The following is a 16,387-nucleotide window of genomic DNA, read 5'->3' on the forward strand; positions in this document are numbered from 1 at the left end:
TCCGTCGTGACGACCGTCCCTCGGGTGGCTTCAACCGCGACAACGACCGTGGTGGCTTCCGTCGGGACAACGACCGTCCGTCCGGTGGCTTCCGTCGTGACGACCGTCCCTCGGGTGGCTTCAACCGCGACAACGACCGTCGTGACAACGACCGTGGCGGCTTCCGCCGCGACGACCGCCCCTCCGGCGGCCACCGTGGCAGCGACCGTCCCTTCAACCGCGACCGTCGCGACGACCGCCCCTCGAACGGTGCGCGTCGTGACGACCACCGCCCCTCGGGCGGCGGCTTCCGCCGTGACGACCACCGCCCGTCCGGTGGTGGCTTCCGTCGCGACGACAAGCCGCGCTGGAAGCGCAACGGCTGACACGCAGTAAGTCCGTGAAAGGGCCCGCTCCCGCACTCCGGTGCGGGAGCGGGCCCTTTCCGTCTGTCGCGGACGTGCCGCGTGGCTCCGTGAATTGACGCCCGAGACGCGGGCCCGGCGCACCTCACCCGGTGCCGGGGCCGCGCCGGGGCGATACCCGATCGGTTTGGACGGGCGGTCGGGCTATGCTGCTCGGGTGTGCTTGTCCACGGGCCGTTAGCTCAATTGGCAGAGCAGTGGACTTTTAATCCATTGGTTGTGGGTTCGAGTCCCACACGGCCTACGCGAGGCAGGCGAGGGGAGACCCTCTGACCTGCTACGGAGTGCCCCTCCCGGTTTCGACCGGGCGGGGCGCTTCGTCGTTTTGGGGCGTGTGCGTGAGCGGTGCGTGAGCGGACGGGCTGAGCTGGATGTGGACCGAGGGGCAGGTGAGGGTCTCCCGGCTACAAGCGTGAAGCGGCATCCGACCACGGAACCATGTCGAACTCCTCGTCGACCATGTCCTCCTCGTACCAGCCGGTGCCGGCCAGCCACGTCTCCAGCCATTCGGCCAGGCTGCTCGCGTCGACGAACCAGGCGCGGGTGAGGTCCTGGGCGGTGATCGCGTTCGGATCGAAGACCAGGACCGTCCCGTCCTCGCTCAGGCAGTCGACGGCGGCGATCATGGCGCAGCCCCAGTCGAGGATCGGCACGACCCCCTTGGGCCAGGACCACCAGGTGTCCGCGTCCGCGGTCGGTACGCGGGCGAGGTAGCCGTCGACCACGGAGTCTTCTTCTGTAGCCGTCGTCCGGGCGAGAGGGAAGAGCGTGTACTCAGGGCCGAAGCCCCCGTCCCCCGCCTGCCGGTAGAGGGCTGCAAGGAGGGGGTGCAAGGGGAACCCAAGGTGTTCCTCGGCTGCGGCGAGGGCGTCTGCGGTCACAGGGGGACGGTGCGGTCTGCTCGCCGCAGCTCTGATGGAGACGCGCTCCAGCAGATCGTCGCGGCAGATCGCCGACTACTTGACGACCGTGACCACAACCACGAGGACGGCGCTGATCACCGACAGGGACGTAGCGAATGCCTTGCCGGATGCGGCGATGCACGCAGGGACCGGGCTACCGCCCCAGCGGGCGACGGCGAAGGCCGCGCTGGCTGCAAGCAGCGAGAGGGCCACGGCCAGGGTGATCGACAGGACCAGCATCGCAGTGTGGGTGAGGCTCACGGATCCCCTCCGAGTCGGTTCAGCAGGTGACGATGCACTCGCGCACCGCCTTGAATCGACGATCCACCTCCCACCTGCGCCGATAAGCCGGTTGGATGTTGTTTCTGGGACAACGAGGGTTGTTCGAAGAACAACTCGCTGAGGAGAGACTGCGTGGGGACAGCGAAGCGGCCGGGGCGACCGTGGACGGAGGCACGCGGGGCGTGCAAGGAGATCAATGACCTCGTCCGGGTATTGCGGGACTGGCTTGACGCGTCGAATGTGTCGGTGGCCAGACTGCACAAACTCGTTACGCCCGAGCACTTCGGAGGGGATGTACCGGCGTTGGGGCGCCTGCACAGGCAACTCAGTGGTGTGGGGTTGACCTGGGAGTTGGCCGAGGCCGTCGCCGACGTGTGTTTCCCACACGAGAGCGGGCAGCAGGCCGCCGACCGACTGGAGCTGATCCGGCCGTTGTGGGTGGCAGCGAACACGGCCCCGACTCCGGCTTCGGCCGATTCCGCGTACGACCTTGTCGAGGCCCAGAAGGGAACGATCGCGGCACTGGAGGAGCTCAATCGAGTCCGCCAGGCGTTCGAGGTCAGCGAGCAGGCACGGTTGCAGGCCCTGCAGGTGGCTACGGTCCTGTTCGCCCTGCTCGGACAGGCGCAGGCCCAGGTGGCTCAGCTCACACGACGGCTCGACGAGATGCGCTCCGTCGCCGATCCCGAGTCGGCCGAGGTCCAGATGACGTCGGGCCGTCTGGTGCGAGCCCAGACGCAGACAGATGACCTCCGCTTGCAACTGGTCCGCGCTGAGGCTGAGCGGGACAGAGCGCAGCAAGTCGCCGATCTCGCAGCCCGTCAGATCATGTACTTGGAGGCGGAGCTGCGGGAACGCGGTTGCGACACGGAGGGCGGCGGACGGCTCACGGGGGGCGCGGATGTCGTGTTCGGCGCTTCGGTGGGTGCTGCGGAGGACGACGCCCTTGACCAGGTCGACGCAGTGCTCCGCAAGGCTCGCGACGTACTCGACCGTGAGCACAAGGTTGTTCAGGAGGCGGCCGAGGACATCGGATGGTGGGATGCCGAGGAGCAGCGATCTGCTGGCAAGGTCATTCCTGGCCAGGCCATTGGCATGGAGGGTCCCGGCCTGGACGACGGGTTGTCTGGAACAACCCCTGACAACCCTCTGGCCAGCGAAGATGCAGTGGCTGACGCCATTCCGCTTGCGGCGTTCCCGCTTAGCGACGTCCTGGAAGGAACGCTAGATCAGATCGAGGGAATCGGATCGGCGGGTTTGACCGGTCTGCCGACTGGCTTCAAGGACCTCGATAGCCTGACGGACGGACTGCATCCCGGTCAGTTGATCGTTCTTGCTGGTGCCCCCTCAATGGGCAAGTCCACCCTCGCCCAGGACATCCTGCGGTCAGTCTCCATCGGCCAGGGGCTTCCGTCGGTCCTCTTCACGCTTGAGCAGGGCAGGAACGAGGTGGTGATGCGGCTGCTGTCAGCCGAATGTCGGGTTGCCCTGCACCACATGCGTTCCGGGACGATGACCGACGAGGACTGGACCCGACTGGCGCGACGTATGCCGGATGTAAGCGCCGCGCCCCTCTACATCCAGGACGGCGGCCTTTCATCCTTCACAGAACTGTGCTCGTACGCCCGTCGCTTGCGTGCCCGGAACGGTATCCGGCTCATCGTCGTCGACGCCCTGCACTTGCTTACCTACGACCCGCGGTCGATGGACTCGCGCTTCGAGGAGATCTCTGAGATCGCGCGTCAGCTCAAGCTCCTGGCCATTGAGCTCGAAGTGCCGGTGATCGCTGTCTCCCAGCTCAACCGGGGACCCGAGAGGCGCACCGACGTGAAGCCGACGCTCGCTGACCTGCGTGCGTCCGGCACGCCCGAGAACAACGCAGACCTGGTTGTCCTTCTGCACCGGGAAGACGCTTATGAAAAGGAGTCACCTCGTGCAGGAGAGGCCGATCTGATCATAGCCAAGCACCGCCAGGGTCCGACCGGCGTCATCACAGTGGCCTTCCAGGGGCACTACTCCCGGTTCGTCGACATGCGCTAGCTGGGCTCATTCCTTTGTAGGGTCTCAATTTTCGTGTCGGAATCTCATGGTCGGTGTCGGATCGAAGTCGGATCTGACACGGAGCTGAGATTCGCAGCTCGCCGCCGCAGCTCGGATGCTCCGGCAACGGGTACCGACACCTCGCAACGAATCCTGTCGTACTGGGAAGGCACAATCGGCGCATGCCTGAGACCTTCGTCGACCTCGGAACCGTCAACGTGCCGTCCGGAGTGCTGGTGCTCGGCATGGCTGGGTGGATCGACTACTGGCGGGAGCTGGGCCAGCCCCTGTCCGAGCGCGCCAGGAGGGCCGCGTCCTCGGGAGGAGGCCATCTTCGTGAGTGGTTGTGCGAGGCGGCCGCCGTCCCGGCCGCCGACGACCGGCCGTTGAGGGTGAGGGCGAGCACCTCGCCATCTCCGTTCGACGAAGAGCCGACGATTGCGACCCTGGAGATTAGCCTCGGCCTTCCGTGGCCCGGGGCTGCGGACCGATCGGTGCCGGTCCGGCTCGGGGACCTGCCCGTTGACCGGTGCGGCATGGTCATCGGCGACGCCGCAGGGCTGGACACGTGGACGGGAATGGACAGTGAGCCGGCCGATGGGCTCGCTGACGTCTTCTACTGGGGCCGGTACGCGGACGACGCGCACGCCGAGTTTGGCGGCGAGCGGATCGCGCAGCACGGCGTCGAAGGACCGCATGGGTGGCTCGATCTCCCGCTGGCCGAGGCGGCCGCCCGTGCGGCCGAACTCACCGCCTGGTGCGACCGCCTCCACGGCAAGGGCCTCGTGGTCTCGATCGACAAGCACACCGACTACCACCGTTTCCGGCGAGCCGGGTGGCACCATCCGCTACGCGCCGGAGCGATCGGGGTTGGCGGCTGCCAGGTGCTTGGCATCGAATGGGACCAGGGCGACCACTCGATGAGGCACCGCGGTGAGCGGGACGCCGGCCAGGTATATCCGGTCACGATTGAGGCCGACGAGGCGGGCGAGATGGTGATGCGATGGACCATCCCGCCCTACGACTTCGACGACGAAGACGAATGACGAGTTCGGCCCTGGGGATCCGACACCCGTGGTGAGACTGATCAACCCCGACACGTCGTGAGACGGATCCGGGAGCCGCAGGTCACGACGGTGGTCTCTGACACGAGCCGCGAGATCCTACATCCTTGTAGGGTCTCAGATTTCGTGGCCAAATCTCACGGTCGATGGCCAAGCGATGGCAGATCTGACGCGAGTTTGAGATTGGCAGGTCAGGCCCTTCACTTGTATGGGTGGGCGGGGTCTGATGCCGCCCCGCTACGGAATCTGCGCCGACGACTGGCCGGCACCCTGGAGGCGTTCAAGGCTCACCGGCGGCTCCGCGCGGTCAACGGCGGCAGCGAAGACGAACGGAGGCGTTATGCAGTGCGGAGAACATCAATGTTGTGCTCAGGATTGTGGACATCATGGTCGCCTACCGGAAGGTGCACGGCGGCCTACCTGCCGACACGGACGGCCTTGAGGACATGGCCGTGGCGATCGTCGAGGCCTTGGAGCGCGACGACTTCCGCATCGTGGACGTCTTGAGCGGCAGCCGGACCAAGACGCCCACATCCGAACCGGCCTGGCGGCACGGCAGTGGGGCGCCAGCCACTCCGGTCGGCGCCCCGCTTGCGTTCTGCACTCCGCCAACTGGTGGTTATCCAGCGAGCTGACGAGCCAGCAAGCCAGCCGCCCCGAGGATTGGGACGCGATCGTGAGACTGGACGGCTGGCCAAGCCGTGAGACATGACGACAACTGTCAGGTCACGGCACCGCCGCTGGCCATGGGCGGCGAGACCCTACATTTCCTTTGTGATCTCAGATTCCGTGGCCAGCGTGTCCGGGGTCCTGCGCAGGACGAGGACCCCGTCCCCGGCGTGGACGGTGTGCCGGCCGCCCGCAACGCCTGCCCGCCCCCTGGCCCCCGCGGGGAGCGCGCCCGCCGGGGAGCGTGCCCGCCGGGGTGCGGCCGGCCGGGGCCTGGCCCGCCCCCTCAGCGCACGCCCAGCGCCGCCAGGCGCCGGGCGTCCGCGACGATGTCGATCTCGACGATGCGGTCGTCGACGATCGTGAAGGCCATGAGGCCGACCGGGGAGCCGTTCGCGAGGGAGACCAGGCCGGCCGCGCCGTTGACCGTGACGTGGCGGGACGCGTGGCGGAACTTGGCGAAGGTGAGGGCCTGGGCGGTGACGGCCTCGGCGCCGCGGACCAGTTTGGAGGCGGCCGGGGTGAGGACGCCGCCGTCGACGCGCAGGAGGACGTCCGGGTCGAGGACGGCGAGCAGGCCCTCGAAGTCGCCGCCCTGGGAGGCTGCCAGGAAGGCGTCCACGACCTCGCGCTGCCGTGCCGTGTCGGGCTCGGGGGCCGGGGCGGCGCCCTGGACCCGGCGGCGGGCGCGGCTGGCGAGCTGGCGGGTGGCTGCGGGGGTGCGGTCGACGATGGGGGCGATCTCCTCGAAGGCGACCGCGAACATGTCGTGCAGCACGAAGGCGAGGCGCTCGGCCGGGGCGAGGGTCTCCAGGACGACGAGGAGCGCGAGGCCGACGGAGTCCGCGAGCAGCGCCTCCTTCTCGGGGTCGGCGGTGCCCTCCTCCCGGACGACCGGATCGGGGATGTAGTACTCCAGCGGGTCCTCGCGGCGCGAGCCGCGGGAGCGCAGCAGGTCGAGGCAGATCCGGCCGACGACGGTGGTCAGCCAGCCGCTCAGGTTCCGTACGTCGCCGATGTCGGACCGGTTCAGCTTGATCCAGGCCTCCTGGACGGCGTCCTCCGCCTCGCTGAGCGAGCCGAGCATCCGGTAGGCGACCGCCCGCAGATGTCCGCGGTCGGCCTCGAAACGTTCGGCCAGGAGATCCTGGGCGGCGCGGTCCCTGTCCATCGGTCGTCGTTCCCCTTCGCGTCCGGTCACATCGTGATGACGAACGGGGGGCCGGGAATGTGACGGCGTTCCGCTACGTGAGATCCCTGCCCCGTGCGGAGCAACGCGCGGGAATCCCCGGCCGAACCCCCCGACCGCCGTGGATCACCACTTCAGCGCGATGATCATCGTCCTTAGATTGATCACCATGACGACGACGCCGAACCAGGTCAACCCCGTTCTCCGTACGCCCGCCGCCTCCCCGGCGGCCGCCGCGGCCTACTTCTCCGCGAGCCTCGCCTTCCACGCCGACGTCTCCGACGTGGCTTCCGCGCTGGCCGACGCCCGGGCCACCGGTGGTGACCCCGGGTTCGTCGTGCTCGACTCCCGCTCCACGGCCTCCTGGGACCAGGGGCACGTGCCGGGCGCCGTGCACCTGCCGACCGCGCTCATCCCCGAGCAGGCCGAGCAGCTGCTCGACCGGAGCGTGCCGGTCGTCACGTACTGCTGGGGCCCCGGCTGCAACGGCGCCACGCGGGCCGCGCTGGCCCTCGCGGAGCTCGGCTTCCAGGTGAAGGAGATGCTGGGCGGCTTCGAGTACTGGGTGCGCGAGGGCTTCGCCTACGAGACCTGGGAGGGGCCCGCGCAGCAGGCGGCGGACCCGCTGACGTCGCCGGTCGACGCGGAGGACTGCGGCTGCTGACGGACACGGATTTCCGAACAGGGGCGTCCATGCCGTAAGGTGGTGTTCACCGACGCGGGGTGGAGCAGCTCGGTAGCTCGCTGGGCTCATAACCCAGAGGTCGCAGGTTCAAATCCTGTCCCCGCTACTCAGTAGCACGAAGGCCCGGATCCGGAAACGGATCCGGGCCTTCGTCGTTCCCGGGTGCCGCGTCCCTGATGTCCGGCTTGACCTTTACGTAACGTCAAGTTCTACCGTCTTTCTCATGGAGTGGTCGATCCAGGAGATCGCCAGGAAGGCCGGCACCACCAGTCGCACCCTGCGCCACTACGGCGAGCTGGGACTGCTGGAGCCGAGCCGGATCGGCGCGAACGGTTACCGGTACTACGACCAGGCGGCACTCGTGCGGCTGCAGCGGATCCTGCTGCTGCGCGAGCTCGGGCTCTCCCTGCCCGCGATCGCCGAGGTCCTCGAAGGCCAACGGGACACCTCGGTCGCCCTGCGCACGCACCTGGCCCTCCTGGAACAGGAGCGCGAGCGGATCGGGCGGCAGATCGAGGCCGTACGGACCACTCTCCACAAGACCGAGAGAGGAGAACGGCTCATGGCCGAGGAAGTGTTCGACGGCTTCGACCACACCCGCTACGAGGCCGAGGTGACGGAACGCTGGGGGCGGGACGCGTACGAGCGCGGCGACCGCTGGTGGCGCTCCCTCGACGACGCCGGGAAGAAGGCGTTCCAGGACGAGCAGGTCGCCGTCGCCCGGGCCTTCGCGGCGGCCGCGGAGGAGGGCCTCGCGCCCGACAGCGACGAGGTGCAGGCGATCACCCGGCGGCACCACGCGTGGCTGTCGACCACGACGACGCCGAGCAGGGAGTACTTCATCGGGCTCGGGCAGATGTACGTCGACGACCCGCGCTTCACGAGGAACTACGACCGGCACGGGGAGGGCACGGCCCTGCTCGTCCGGGACGCGATGCGCATCTGGGCCGAGCGGAACCTCTAGGTCCTGTCGTCGATCGTCGAGCCGACCTCCGGGACCCTCGGCCTGGGCGTCGCGCTCGCCGGGGTCCTGCACGGACACCCCGTGCACGTCGTCACCGACCCGGGGCTCGACCGATCGTGGAGCGGCTGCTCGTCGCCCACGGCGGCTCGGGCTCGCCCTGATGGGGGCGGCGTTCCTGGTGCCGGCCGCGCTCGGCCGGTCCCTGGTGGGGCTGTTGCCGTGCGCGGCGGCCATGGCGGCGCTGGCGCGGGGCGGGCGGCTCGCGGTACGCCAACCGGCCGAGGAGGAGTCGCCGAGCCCTCCGGCCTGACGGCACCCTGGGATGGGCGCGGTGCGGTCCGCCGCCGTGGACCGACCGGGCAGGAGAGCACAGGTGGGGCGAGCAGCGGCGGGCGGCGGGGCGGGCGGTCCTTACCGCGGTGCCCGGCGCTTCCTGCGCGTGCTGCCGTCGCTGGTCATCCTGGGTGGGGTCGTCTTCGACCTCTTGACCCCGCCCACCTACACGGCGGCGCCGCTGCTCTCGGCGGCGCCGCTGATCGCCGCCCCGTTCTTCTCCACCGTGATCACCCTCGCCACGGGCATCGCCGCCGTCCTCGTCAGCGTCGGTCTCCACCTCTACAACGGCACGGTGGCCCAGATCCCCGCGCTCACCGAGACGCTGACCGTGCTCACCGTCTCGGGGCTCGCGCTGCTGATCAACCGGGTGGTGCGCAAGAGCGGCGAACGGCTCGCGTCGGCGCGGGTGATCGCGGAGACGGCACAGCGGGCGGTGCTCCCGGCGCCCGCCGGCCGGATCGGCGGGCTGCAGATCGCGGCCCGCTACGAGGCGGCGCAGGCCGACGCGTTCATCGGCGGCGACCTGTTCGCGGTGCAGGACACCCCGCACGGGGTGCGGCTGGTGGTCGGGGACGTCCGGGGCAAGGGGCTCGACGCGGTGGAGGCGGTGGCCGTGGTCCTGGGCGCCTTCCGGGAGGCGGCGGAGCAGGAGGCGACGCTGGAGGGGGTGGCCGCGCGCCTGGAGCGGGCGCTGGCCCGGGAGGGCACCCGGCGGGACGGGCTCGACGCCTTCGAGGGCTTCACGACGGCCGTGCTCGCCGAGATCCCGGGCGGCGATGGGGTCGTACGGGTGGTCAACCGCGGCCACCCCGAGCCGCTGCTGCTGCGTGCGAACGGCGGGGCCGAGCTGCTGCGGCCGAGTGAGGCGGCGCTGCCGCTGGGGATGGGGGAGCTCGCCGCGTGGCCGGACCGGGCCGACGAGGCCGCGTATCCGCCGGGGTCGACGCTGTTGTTCTACACGGACGGGCTCTCGGAGGCGCGGGACGCGGGCGGGGTCTTCTACGACCCGCGGGAGCGGCTCGCGGGGCGGCTGTTCCCGGGGCCGGAGGAGCTGCTCGACGCGCTCGTGGCGGACGTGCGCCGGCACACCGGCGGGGGTGCGACGGACGACATGGCGCTGCTCGCGGTGAGCCGTCCGGCGGTCGGTCAGCCGGAGCGGCGGCGGACGATGCCGGTCGTGCCGCCGGGCGGCCGGCGGCTCGGTGACCGCTCGTAGTCGGGGGGTCTCCCTCAGATAACAATTGACGTAACGTCAGATCCTCGGTTTGCTACTGGCACGTATCTGAGTGGGGCTCAAGTCGGGCGATACCCTCCTAATTCAGTGAATGATCAAGGGGGACGGCTTGGAATCGGGTGGCCGGGTCTATTAACGTTCGATAACGCAGCGCGGTCGTCCCAGCCGCCGCAAGAGGCGGCACCGTGCGCACGCGCCGAATCCCGTAAGGGAACCGGGGAACCACCACTTGGGGTGAATCGGGCCCCACCGCACCCGTGCGGTACGCCCGTAGGAGACCTTCCTGCTCCGAACCCGTCAGCTAACCCGGTAGGCGAGAAGGAAGGAAAGGAGAGCGCCTCCGTGGCGTCCGACACCCCCGCTCCTCAAGCCCCCTTCGACTACTTCGACTCCGCCGGTGCGGCGGGTGCCGCGGGCGGCGAGGAGTGGAACCCGACGGAGGACTCCCTGCGGGACCGCCGGTCCGGCGGACGGCACCGCGTCGTCAAGCAGCGCTCCAACTTCGCTCGCTCCTCCACCGTCCTCGGCGTCGGCGTGATCGCCGCCGTCGGCGCGGGCGGCCTGGCCACTGCCCAGCAGAAGCCGCCGGTCTCCATAGCCCTGCCGGACGTCGACCTTCCCGACGCCTCCGAACTCCCCGGTGTCGGCGAGCTCATCGGCCACGACAAGAGCGACTTCGAACCCGCGGGCGGCAACAACACCCAGCCGCTCACCGCGCTCACCTGGACCACCGACGCCACGGACTCCGGCACCGGCGACCGGACCCGGACCGAGACGCAGGCCGACGCCGGCGAGACGCTGCGCGCCCGCATCCTCCAGCAGGCCGAGCAGCAGCAGGCCGCCGCGGACGCCGCGGAGAAGGCGGCGGCGGAGAAGGCCGCCGCCGAGAAGGCAGCCGCGGAGGCCGCGGCCAAGGCCGACGCGGCGGAGAAGGCTGCAGCCGAGGCCAAGAAGAAGGCCGCCGAGGAGGCCGCGCGCAAGGCCGAGGCCGAGCGCCTGGCCAAGCTGGCCGCCAGCTTCTCGCTGCCCACCTCCTCGTACACGATCACCTCGACCTACGGCGAAGCCGGCTCGATGTGGTCCTCCGGCTACCACACCGGCCTGGACTTCGCGGCTCCCACCGGCACCCCGGTCAAGGCCGTCCACGGCGCCACCGTGAAGTCGGCCGGCTGGTCCGGCGCGTACGGCTACCGCATCGTCCTGGAGCTCGAGGACGGCACCGAGATCTGGTACTGCCACCTCTCCTCCATGACCGTCGGCGTCGGCCAGTCGGTCGGCACCGGCGAGACCATCGGCCGCGTCGGCGCCACCGGAAACGTCACCGGCCCGCACCTCCACCTGGAGGTCCACACCCCGTCCGGCGACGGCATCGACCCGGCGGCCTGGCTCCGCTCCAAGGGCCTGAGCATCTGAGGTCCGCTCCCGAGGGAGGGGACGGCCAGGAATAGGCCCGGCGGTGCGGGGGGTTGACCACCCCATGACTTCACTTCGCCGCCTGGGCTCTTCCGACCTGCACGTCTTCCCGCTCTCCCTGGGCGGCAACGTCTTCGGCTGGAGCGCCGACGAGGCGCAGTCCTTCGCCGTCCTCGATGCCTACGCCGCGGCGGGCGGCAATTTCGTCGACACCGCCGACGTCTACTCGGAGTGGGCCGAGGGCAACGAGGGCGGTGAGTCGGAGACCGTCATAGGCCGCTGGCTGGCCTCCCGCGGCAACCGCTCCGACATCGTCGTCGCCACCAAGGTCGGCGCCCACTCCCGCTACAAGGGCCTGGGCGCCACGAACATCAAGGCCGCGGCAGACGAGTCGCTGCGCCGCCTCGGCACCGACCACATCGACCTGTACTACACGCACTTCGACGACGAGTCCGTGCCGGTCGAGGAGATCGTCACCGCCCTCGACCAGCTGGTGAAGGACGGCAAGGTCCGTGCCGTCGCCGCCTCCAACATCTCCCCGGAGCGGCTGCGCGCCTCCCTCGACTTCGCCGAGGCGGAGGGCCTCGCCCGTTACGTCGCCCTCCAGCCGCACTACAACCTGGTCTCCCGCGACACCTACGAGGGCCCGCTCCTCGACACCGCCGAGCGGGGCGGTCTCGCGGCCGTGCCGTACTACGGTCTCGCGGCCGGTTTCCTCACCGGCAAGTACCGTCCGGGTACCGCCGTCGCCAGTGTCCGCGCCCAGGGGGCCGGCCGGCACCTGGAGACCGAGCGCGGACGGAAGGTGCTCGCCGCCCTCGACACGGTCGCCGCGGCCCACGAGGCCGAGCTCGCGTCCGTCGCCCTGGCCTGGCTCGCCTCCCGCCCGACCGTCGTCGCCCCGATTGCCTCGGCCCGCACGGTCGAACAGCTGCCGGCGCTGCTCGCGGCCACGGAACTGAAGCTGACGGACACGGAGCTGGCGGCGCTCACGGAGGCGTCGGAGGCCTGAGGCCTGGAGGCGTGGTGCCTGGAGGCCTGGGGCCTGGGGGCCAGACGCCTGCGGCCAGGAGGCCTGGGGGCCAGGCGCCTGCGGCCAGGAGGCCTGGGCGCCTGAGGCCTGGGCGCCGGGGCGCCGCGGTGCCTCGGGGCTGGGCCGCCGCCGGAATGCCGCGGGGGCTGGGTCGCCCGGGGCGCCGGACGAGGGCGCGCGCTCGGCGTCGTGGGCCGCGATGCGCCGGGCCGGTCGCGGAGGCGCTAGCTGCGGTACGGGTTGTAGCCGCCGTAGTCCAGGTACTGCGGCGGCGCCCAGACCCGGCCGGTCGCCCGGGCCGCGTGCGTGAGCGCCGGGGAGGCGACCTGGCGGCGCTGCCACAGGTGGTGCAGCAGCTCCTGCTCGCGGGCCGTGAAGTCCGGCGCCGCCTGGCCGCGCCGGGCGCGGTGCCGCAGGAACGCCAGAGTCGTCGCGAAGGCCTCGTACTCGCCGACGGCCTGCGCGGCGGGCTTGCCGAAGCTGCGCGCCGCGTAGCCGCGGGCCAGCGCGCGGGCCCGCATCGAGGAGAGCGCCAGCGGTTCGTCGAGGGCGAGCCACCCGGCCGTCGCGTAGGCCGGGAGCTCGCCGGATATGGTGCGCAGCTCCTTCTGGCGGCTCCATATCGCGAGCCAGGTGAGCAGGGCGAAGACGGGCACCATGAACATGCCGTAGACGGCGACGAACGCCAGCGGATGGAAGGTCGCCGAGCCGTTCCACAGCGCGTGCATGCCCATGGCGCCGAGCAGGCCGCCGAGCGGCAGCAGCACCAGCCGGGTACGGCGGAGCCGGGCGGTGGCCGGCAGCAGGGCGGCGAAGCCGAAGCCGAGGCCGGTGAGCGAGGTGAACAGGGGGTGCGCGAACGGGGACATGATCACCCGGACGAAGAACGTGCCCACCGTCGTCGACAGGCCTCCCGTGCCCAGGTCCATGTCCTCACCGAACGCGTTGCCCAGATAGAGGATGTTCTCCGTGAAGGCGAAACCGGTGGCGGTGAAGCCCGCGTAGACGAGGCCGTCGACCGGACCCGTGAAGTCCCTGCGCCGGAAGAGGAAGAGGAGCAGCACGGCCGCTCCCTTGGCCGTCTCCTCGACGACCGGCGCGACGGCCGTGGCCCCGAGGGTGTCGGCGGATCCGGGGTCGGCGGTGGCGCTGCTGATCCACTCCACGGCGAAGGAGTTGGCGAGGATCGCCACCAGAGTGGAGGCGAACGCTCCCCAGGCGAGCGCGAAGAGCAGGTTCTTCCAGGGGGCCGGCTCGACCCGGTCGAGCCAGCGGAACGCGGCCATGAGCAGCGGCACCGGCAGTACGGCGAGACCGAGGCCCACGAGGAAGCCCTCGGTGCCGGTCTCCTCCCGCACCAGCGCGAGGATCGCCAGCGCACAGATCGCGAGTGCGGTGATCAGCACGACGGCCCGGAGCAACCGGCTGCGCCAGAAGGCCTTGCGTGGCTTGTAGCGCCACTTGGCCCGCTCCGGGACGGCGGCGAAGTCCGGCTGATCGCTCTCCAGGGCGGGCACGGGAGCGGGCGCGGGGATCACCGCGTGGGCTGGGGCGTTGCCGGACTCGGTGACGGGTCCGGCAATGGGGTTCGACGACACGGAACGACCCTAACGAGCGCCGCCGACAGCGGCGAGGGAGTTCCCCGCAGCCTGTGGAAAACTCAGACCCCGGGGCGCCGGGTGAAGAGCAGGTCGTGGACGACGTGGCCCTTGTCGAGGCCCTGGCCCTCGAAGCGGGTGAGCGGCCGGTAGCCGGGCCGGGGCGCGTAACCGCCGTCGGCCTGGGTGTTCTCGAAGTCGGGGTGCGCGTCGAGCACTTCCAGCATCTGCTCCGCGTACGGCTCCCAGTCCGTGGCGCAGTGCAGCAGACCGCCGGGCTTCAGGCGCGGGGCGAGCAGGGTGAGGAAGTCGGGCTGGATGAGCCGGCGCTTGTGGTGGCGCTTCTTGGGCCACGGGTCCGGGAAGTACACCCGGCAGCCGGCGAGGGACTCCGGCGGGAGCATCTCGCGCAGCAGGATGATCGCGTCGCCGTTGGCGACCCGCACGTTGGTGAGGCCGTTGCGGTCGGCCAGCCCGAGCAGGTTGCCCTGGCCGGGGGTGTGGACGTCCACGGCGAGGATGCCGGTTCCGGGGTCGGCGGCGGCCATCTGCGCGGTGGCCTCGCCCATGCCGAAGCCGATCTCCAGGACTACCGGCAGCCCGCCGAACATCTCGTCCAGGTCGAGGACCCGCTTGCCGTCGATGTCGAGGCCCCAGTCGGGCCAGCGCTTCAGCATCGCCTCGGCCTGCCCCGCGGTCACCCGGCTGCGCCGCGGCTGGAAGCTGCGGATCCGCCGCTCGAAGTGCGACCCCGCGGGATCGGGCGAGGGCCCCTCGCCCGGCGCGAACATCCGGCTGCCCAGCCGCGCGACGGGCCGGCCGTCGTCGGCCGGGGCCTTGGCGGGACCGGCGGGGACGGGGTGCGCGATGTTCTCAGGCTGCTCAGACACAATGCCCCCGATTCTACGGCGCACGGCGCGATGACACCGGGCCGCCGGAACGGGCCGGGAGCCGGCGGGCGGGGCGGGACCGGCGCCGGTGGGCGGGACGGGGCCGGAGCCGGTGGGCGGGGCGGACCGGAGCCGGCGCCAGGGGCGACCGCCGGAGCCTGCGGTCGGAGGCGGGACCGGCGGCCAGGAGGTTCGCCGGCGGCCAGAGGTGGGCCGGTGGCCGGAGGTGGGCCGGTGGCCGGAGGTGGGCCGGTGGCCGGAGGCGGGCGCAGGCGGCCAGAGGGGGGCCGGTGGCCGAAGGCGGGCCGGGGGCCGGAGGTGGACCGGTGGCCAGAGATGGGCCGGTGGCTAGAGGAGGGCCGGCGCCCGGCCGCCACCTCTAGCGGAGCCGCCTCTAGAGGAGGGCCGGCGCCCGGCCGCCACCTCTAGCGGAGCCGCCTCTAGAGGAGGGCCAGGGCCCGGCCCGCCACCTCGCGTCCGATCGGCAGCGAGGCCGTCGCCGCCGGGGACGGCGCGTTGAGCACGTGCACCGTCCGGACCGACTCGCGGATCAGGAAGTCGTCCACCAGCGTGCCGTCCTTCAGCACCGCCTGTGCCCGCACGCCCGGGGTCGCCCGGCGCAGGTCGCGCTCCTCGACCAGCGGGAGCATGCGCCGGACCGCCTCGGTGAAGGCGCGCTTGGAGAGGGAGCGGTGCAGCTCGCCCGCGCCGTAGCGCCAGTGGGCGCGGGCGATCGCCCAGCTGCCCGGCCAGGCCAGGGTGCCGGCGAGCTCGCGGGGGCGGACGACCGTCCAGCCGTATCCCTCGCGGGCCAGTGCCGGGACCGCGTTCGGGCCGACGTGGACGCCGCCGTCGATGCCGCGGGTGAGGTGGACGCCGAGGAAGGGGAAGGCCGGGTCGGGGACCGGATAGACCAGGCCGCGCACCAGCGAGGGGTCGGGCAGCTCGTAGTACTCCCCGCGGAACGGGACAATCCGCATCTCCGGGTCGTCGCCCGCGAGCCGCGCCACCCGGTCGCAGTGCAGCCCCGCGCAGTTCACCAGGACCCGCCCGCGCACCACGCGCCCGCTGCCCGTGCGGACGGCCACGCCCCAGGGGCGCCGGTCCACGGCGGTGACCGCCGAGCCGTACAGGATCCGCGCCCCGGAGGCCTCGGCCAGCTTGGCGGCCACCGCCCCGTAGTCGACGATGCCCGTCGTGCCCACGTGGATCGCGGCCAGGCCGCGCACCCGCGGTTCGTACTCGCTGATCTGCGCCGGGCCCAGCTCGCGCACCGGGATCCCGTTCTCCCGCCCGCGCTGCACGAGCGCGTGCAGTCGGGGCAGCTCCTCGCGGTCGGTGGCCACGATCAGCTTGCCCGTGACCTCGTGGGGGATGCCGTACTCGGCGCAGAACTTGACCATCTCCGCCGCGCCCTCGACCGCGAAGCGCGCCTTGAGGGAGCCGGGGCGGTAGTAGATCCCGCTGTGGATCACGCCGCTGTTGCGTCCGGTCTGGTGGCGGGCCGGGGCGTGTTCCTTCTCCAGGACCGTGACCCGGGTGCCCGGGGCGGCGCGCGTGATCGCGTACGCCGTCGACAGACCGACGATTCCGCCGCCGATCACCAGCACGTCACAGTCATACCGGACAGACACCTGCGCCACCTCCCACCCCTGATAGTGCACTGGCCCACTGACAATGCCGC

General features: G+C 71.3%; 15 protein-coding genes, 2 tRNA genes, 1 pseudogene and 1 riboswitch. Of the genes and pseudogenes, 12 read left to right on the forward strand and 6 right to left on the reverse strand.

The genetic code is table 11. From position 1 onward, the window contains the following. Together ACIRQF_RS16595 and ACIRQF_RS16600 are read left to right on the forward strand one after the other, a co-directional pair. Window positions 1–365, forward strand: a pseudogene (locus ACIRQF_RS16595) (RNA helicase); the annotation flags it as partial. A gap of 210 nt (window positions 366–575) precedes the next feature. Then, window positions 576–648 (forward strand) — tRNA-Lys (locus tag ACIRQF_RS16600). A 160-nt stretch (window positions 649–808) separates the two neighbouring features. Here the strand turns inward: ACIRQF_RS16600 and ACIRQF_RS16605 are convergent. Both ACIRQF_RS16605 and ACIRQF_RS16610 read right to left on the reverse strand, forming a co-directional pair. Next, complete coding sequence (locus ACIRQF_RS16605; RefSeq protein ID WP_404092783.1) at window positions 809–1,285, reverse strand: SMI1/KNR4 family protein; 477 nt, start codon at window positions 1,283–1,285, stop codon at window positions 809–811. 75 nt (window positions 1,286–1,360) lie between these two features. Next, window positions 1,361–1,567, reverse strand: coding sequence for a hypothetical protein (locus ACIRQF_RS16610; protein WP_404092786.1), 207 nt, complete (start codon window positions 1,565–1,567; stop codon window positions 1,361–1,363). A gap of 153 nt (window positions 1,568–1,720) precedes the next feature. Here ACIRQF_RS16610 and ACIRQF_RS16615 point away from each other — a divergent pair, with 153 nt between their 5' ends. From ACIRQF_RS16615 to ACIRQF_RS16625, 3 genes are all read left to right on the forward strand, one after another. Next, window positions 1,721–3,628 (forward strand): DnaB-like helicase C-terminal domain-containing protein, encoded by a 1,908-nt coding sequence (locus ACIRQF_RS16615; RefSeq protein ID WP_404092788.1) that lies wholly within the window; start codon window positions 1,721–1,723, stop codon window positions 3,626–3,628. Window positions 3,629–3,810: 182 nt separating this feature from the next. Continuing rightward, the gene (locus ACIRQF_RS16620) at window positions 3,811–4,674 is read left to right on the forward strand and encodes a hypothetical protein (protein WP_404092791.1); all 864 of its coding nucleotides are present in this window, start codon (window positions 3,811–3,813) and stop codon (window positions 4,672–4,674) included. Between the two features lie 383 nt (window positions 4,675–5,057). Then, window positions 5,058–5,327 (forward strand): hypothetical protein, encoded by a 270-nt coding sequence (locus ACIRQF_RS16625; protein ID WP_404092794.1) that lies wholly within the window; start codon window positions 5,058–5,060, stop codon window positions 5,325–5,327. A gap of 320 nt (window positions 5,328–5,647) precedes the next feature. Here ACIRQF_RS16625 and sigJ read toward each other — a convergent pair whose 3' ends face one another. Then, window positions 5,648–6,532 (reverse strand): RNA polymerase sigma factor SigJ, encoded by an 885-nt coding sequence (gene sigJ / locus ACIRQF_RS16630; RefSeq protein WP_376637920.1) that lies wholly within the window; start codon window positions 6,530–6,532, stop codon window positions 5,648–5,650. A 187-nt stretch (window positions 6,533–6,719) separates the two neighbouring features. Between sigJ and ACIRQF_RS16635 the strand changes: the two genes are divergently transcribed. The 7 genes from ACIRQF_RS16635 to ACIRQF_RS16665 all read left to right on the forward strand — a co-directional run bounded on the left by ACIRQF_RS16635 (window position 6,720) and on the right by ACIRQF_RS16665 (window position 12,194). Beyond that, complete coding sequence (locus tag ACIRQF_RS16635) at window positions 6,720–7,214, forward strand: rhodanese-like domain-containing protein (protein ID WP_376637921.1); 495 nt, start codon at window positions 6,720–6,722, stop codon at window positions 7,212–7,214. 53 nt (window positions 7,215–7,267) lie between these two features. Continuing rightward, window positions 7,268–7,341, forward strand: a tRNA-Met gene (locus tag ACIRQF_RS16640). A 117-nt stretch (window positions 7,342–7,458) separates the two neighbouring features. Beyond that, a complete protein-coding gene (locus ACIRQF_RS16645) occupies window positions 7,459–8,199 on the forward strand; it encodes a MerR family transcriptional regulator (protein ID WP_382477653.1) in 741 nt (246 codons plus the stop codon). Window positions 8,200–8,359: 160 nt separating this feature from the next. Beyond that, window positions 8,360–8,509: a hypothetical protein gene (locus ACIRQF_RS16650; protein WP_382477656.1), complete on the forward strand. Its 150-nt coding sequence runs from the start codon at window positions 8,360–8,362 to the stop codon at window positions 8,507–8,509. 12 nt (window positions 8,510–8,521) lie between these two features. Beyond that, window positions 8,522–9,751: a PP2C family protein-serine/threonine phosphatase gene (locus tag ACIRQF_RS16655; RefSeq protein ID WP_404092798.1), complete on the forward strand. Its 1,230-nt coding sequence runs from the start codon at window positions 8,522–8,524 to the stop codon at window positions 9,749–9,751. Between the two features lie 202 nt (window positions 9,752–9,953). Continuing rightward, window positions 9,954–10,100: riboswitch (cyclic di-AMP (ydaO/yuaA leader) on the forward strand. Window positions 10,101–10,111: 11 nt separating this feature from the next. After that, window positions 10,112–11,182 carry a M23 family metallopeptidase gene (locus ACIRQF_RS16660; RefSeq protein WP_404092801.1) on the forward strand — a complete coding sequence of 357 codons (1,071 nt, stop codon included), beginning with the start codon at window positions 10,112–10,114 and terminating at the stop codon, window positions 11,180–11,182. 64 nt (window positions 11,183–11,246) lie between these two features. Then, window positions 11,247–12,194, forward strand: coding sequence for an aldo/keto reductase (locus ACIRQF_RS16665; RefSeq protein ID WP_404092804.1), 948 nt, complete (start codon window positions 11,247–11,249; stop codon window positions 12,192–12,194). A 245-nt stretch (window positions 12,195–12,439) separates the two neighbouring features. Here ACIRQF_RS16665 and ACIRQF_RS16670 read toward each other — a convergent pair whose 3' ends face one another. From ACIRQF_RS16670 to lhgO, 3 genes are all read right to left on the reverse strand, one after another. After that, on the reverse strand, window positions 12,440–13,753 hold the full coding sequence (locus tag ACIRQF_RS16670; RefSeq protein WP_389758580.1) for a PrsW family intramembrane metalloprotease: 1,314 nt from the start codon (window positions 13,751–13,753) through the stop codon (window positions 12,440–12,442). Window positions 13,754–13,875: 122 nt separating this feature from the next. Further along, complete coding sequence (gene trmB, locus ACIRQF_RS16675) at window positions 13,876–14,604, reverse strand: tRNA (guanosine(46)-N7)-methyltransferase TrmB (protein WP_376637937.1); 729 nt, start codon at window positions 14,602–14,604, stop codon at window positions 13,876–13,878. 539 nt (window positions 14,605–15,143) lie between these two features. Continuing rightward, complete coding sequence (gene lhgO / locus ACIRQF_RS16680) at window positions 15,144–16,337, reverse strand: L-2-hydroxyglutarate oxidase (RefSeq protein WP_404092806.1); 1,194 nt, start codon at window positions 16,335–16,337, stop codon at window positions 15,144–15,146. Between the last annotated feature and the right edge of the window lie 50 nt (window positions 16,338–16,387).

The organism is Streptomyces sp. NPDC101191 (assembly GCF_044767915.1).
In the GTDB taxonomy this organism is placed as follows: domain Bacteria; phylum Actinomycetota; class Actinomycetes; order Streptomycetales; family Streptomycetaceae; genus Streptomyces.

Bases quoted from the DNA above. Each gene is read 5' to 3' on its own strand.
- ACIRQF_RS16620 (WP_404092791.1), top strand. From the start codon at position 3,811: ATGCCTGAGACCTTCGTCGACCTCGGAACCGTCAACGTGCCGTCCGGA.
- sigJ (WP_376637920.1), bottom strand. From the start codon at position 6,532: ATGGACAGGGACCGCGCCGCCCAGGATCTCCTGGCCGAACGTTTCGAG.
- ACIRQF_RS16635 (WP_376637921.1), top strand. From the start codon at position 6,720: ATGACGACGACGCCGAACCAGGTCAACCCCGTTCTCCGTACGCCCGCC.
- ACIRQF_RS16645 (WP_382477653.1), top strand. From the start codon at position 7,459: ATGGAGTGGTCGATCCAGGAGATCGCCAGGAAGGCCGGCACCACCAGT.
- ACIRQF_RS16650 (WP_382477656.1), top strand. From the start codon at position 8,360: ATGGGGGCGGCGTTCCTGGTGCCGGCCGCGCTCGGCCGGTCCCTGGTG.
- ACIRQF_RS16655 (WP_404092798.1), top strand. From the start codon at position 8,522: ATGGGCGCGGTGCGGTCCGCCGCCGTGGACCGACCGGGCAGGAGAGCA.
- ACIRQF_RS16665 (WP_404092804.1), top strand. From the start codon at position 11,247: ATGACTTCACTTCGCCGCCTGGGCTCTTCCGACCTGCACGTCTTCCCG.
- trmB (WP_376637937.1), bottom strand. From the start codon at position 14,604: ATGTTCGCGCCGGGCGAGGGGCCCTCGCCCGATCCCGCGGGGTCGCAC.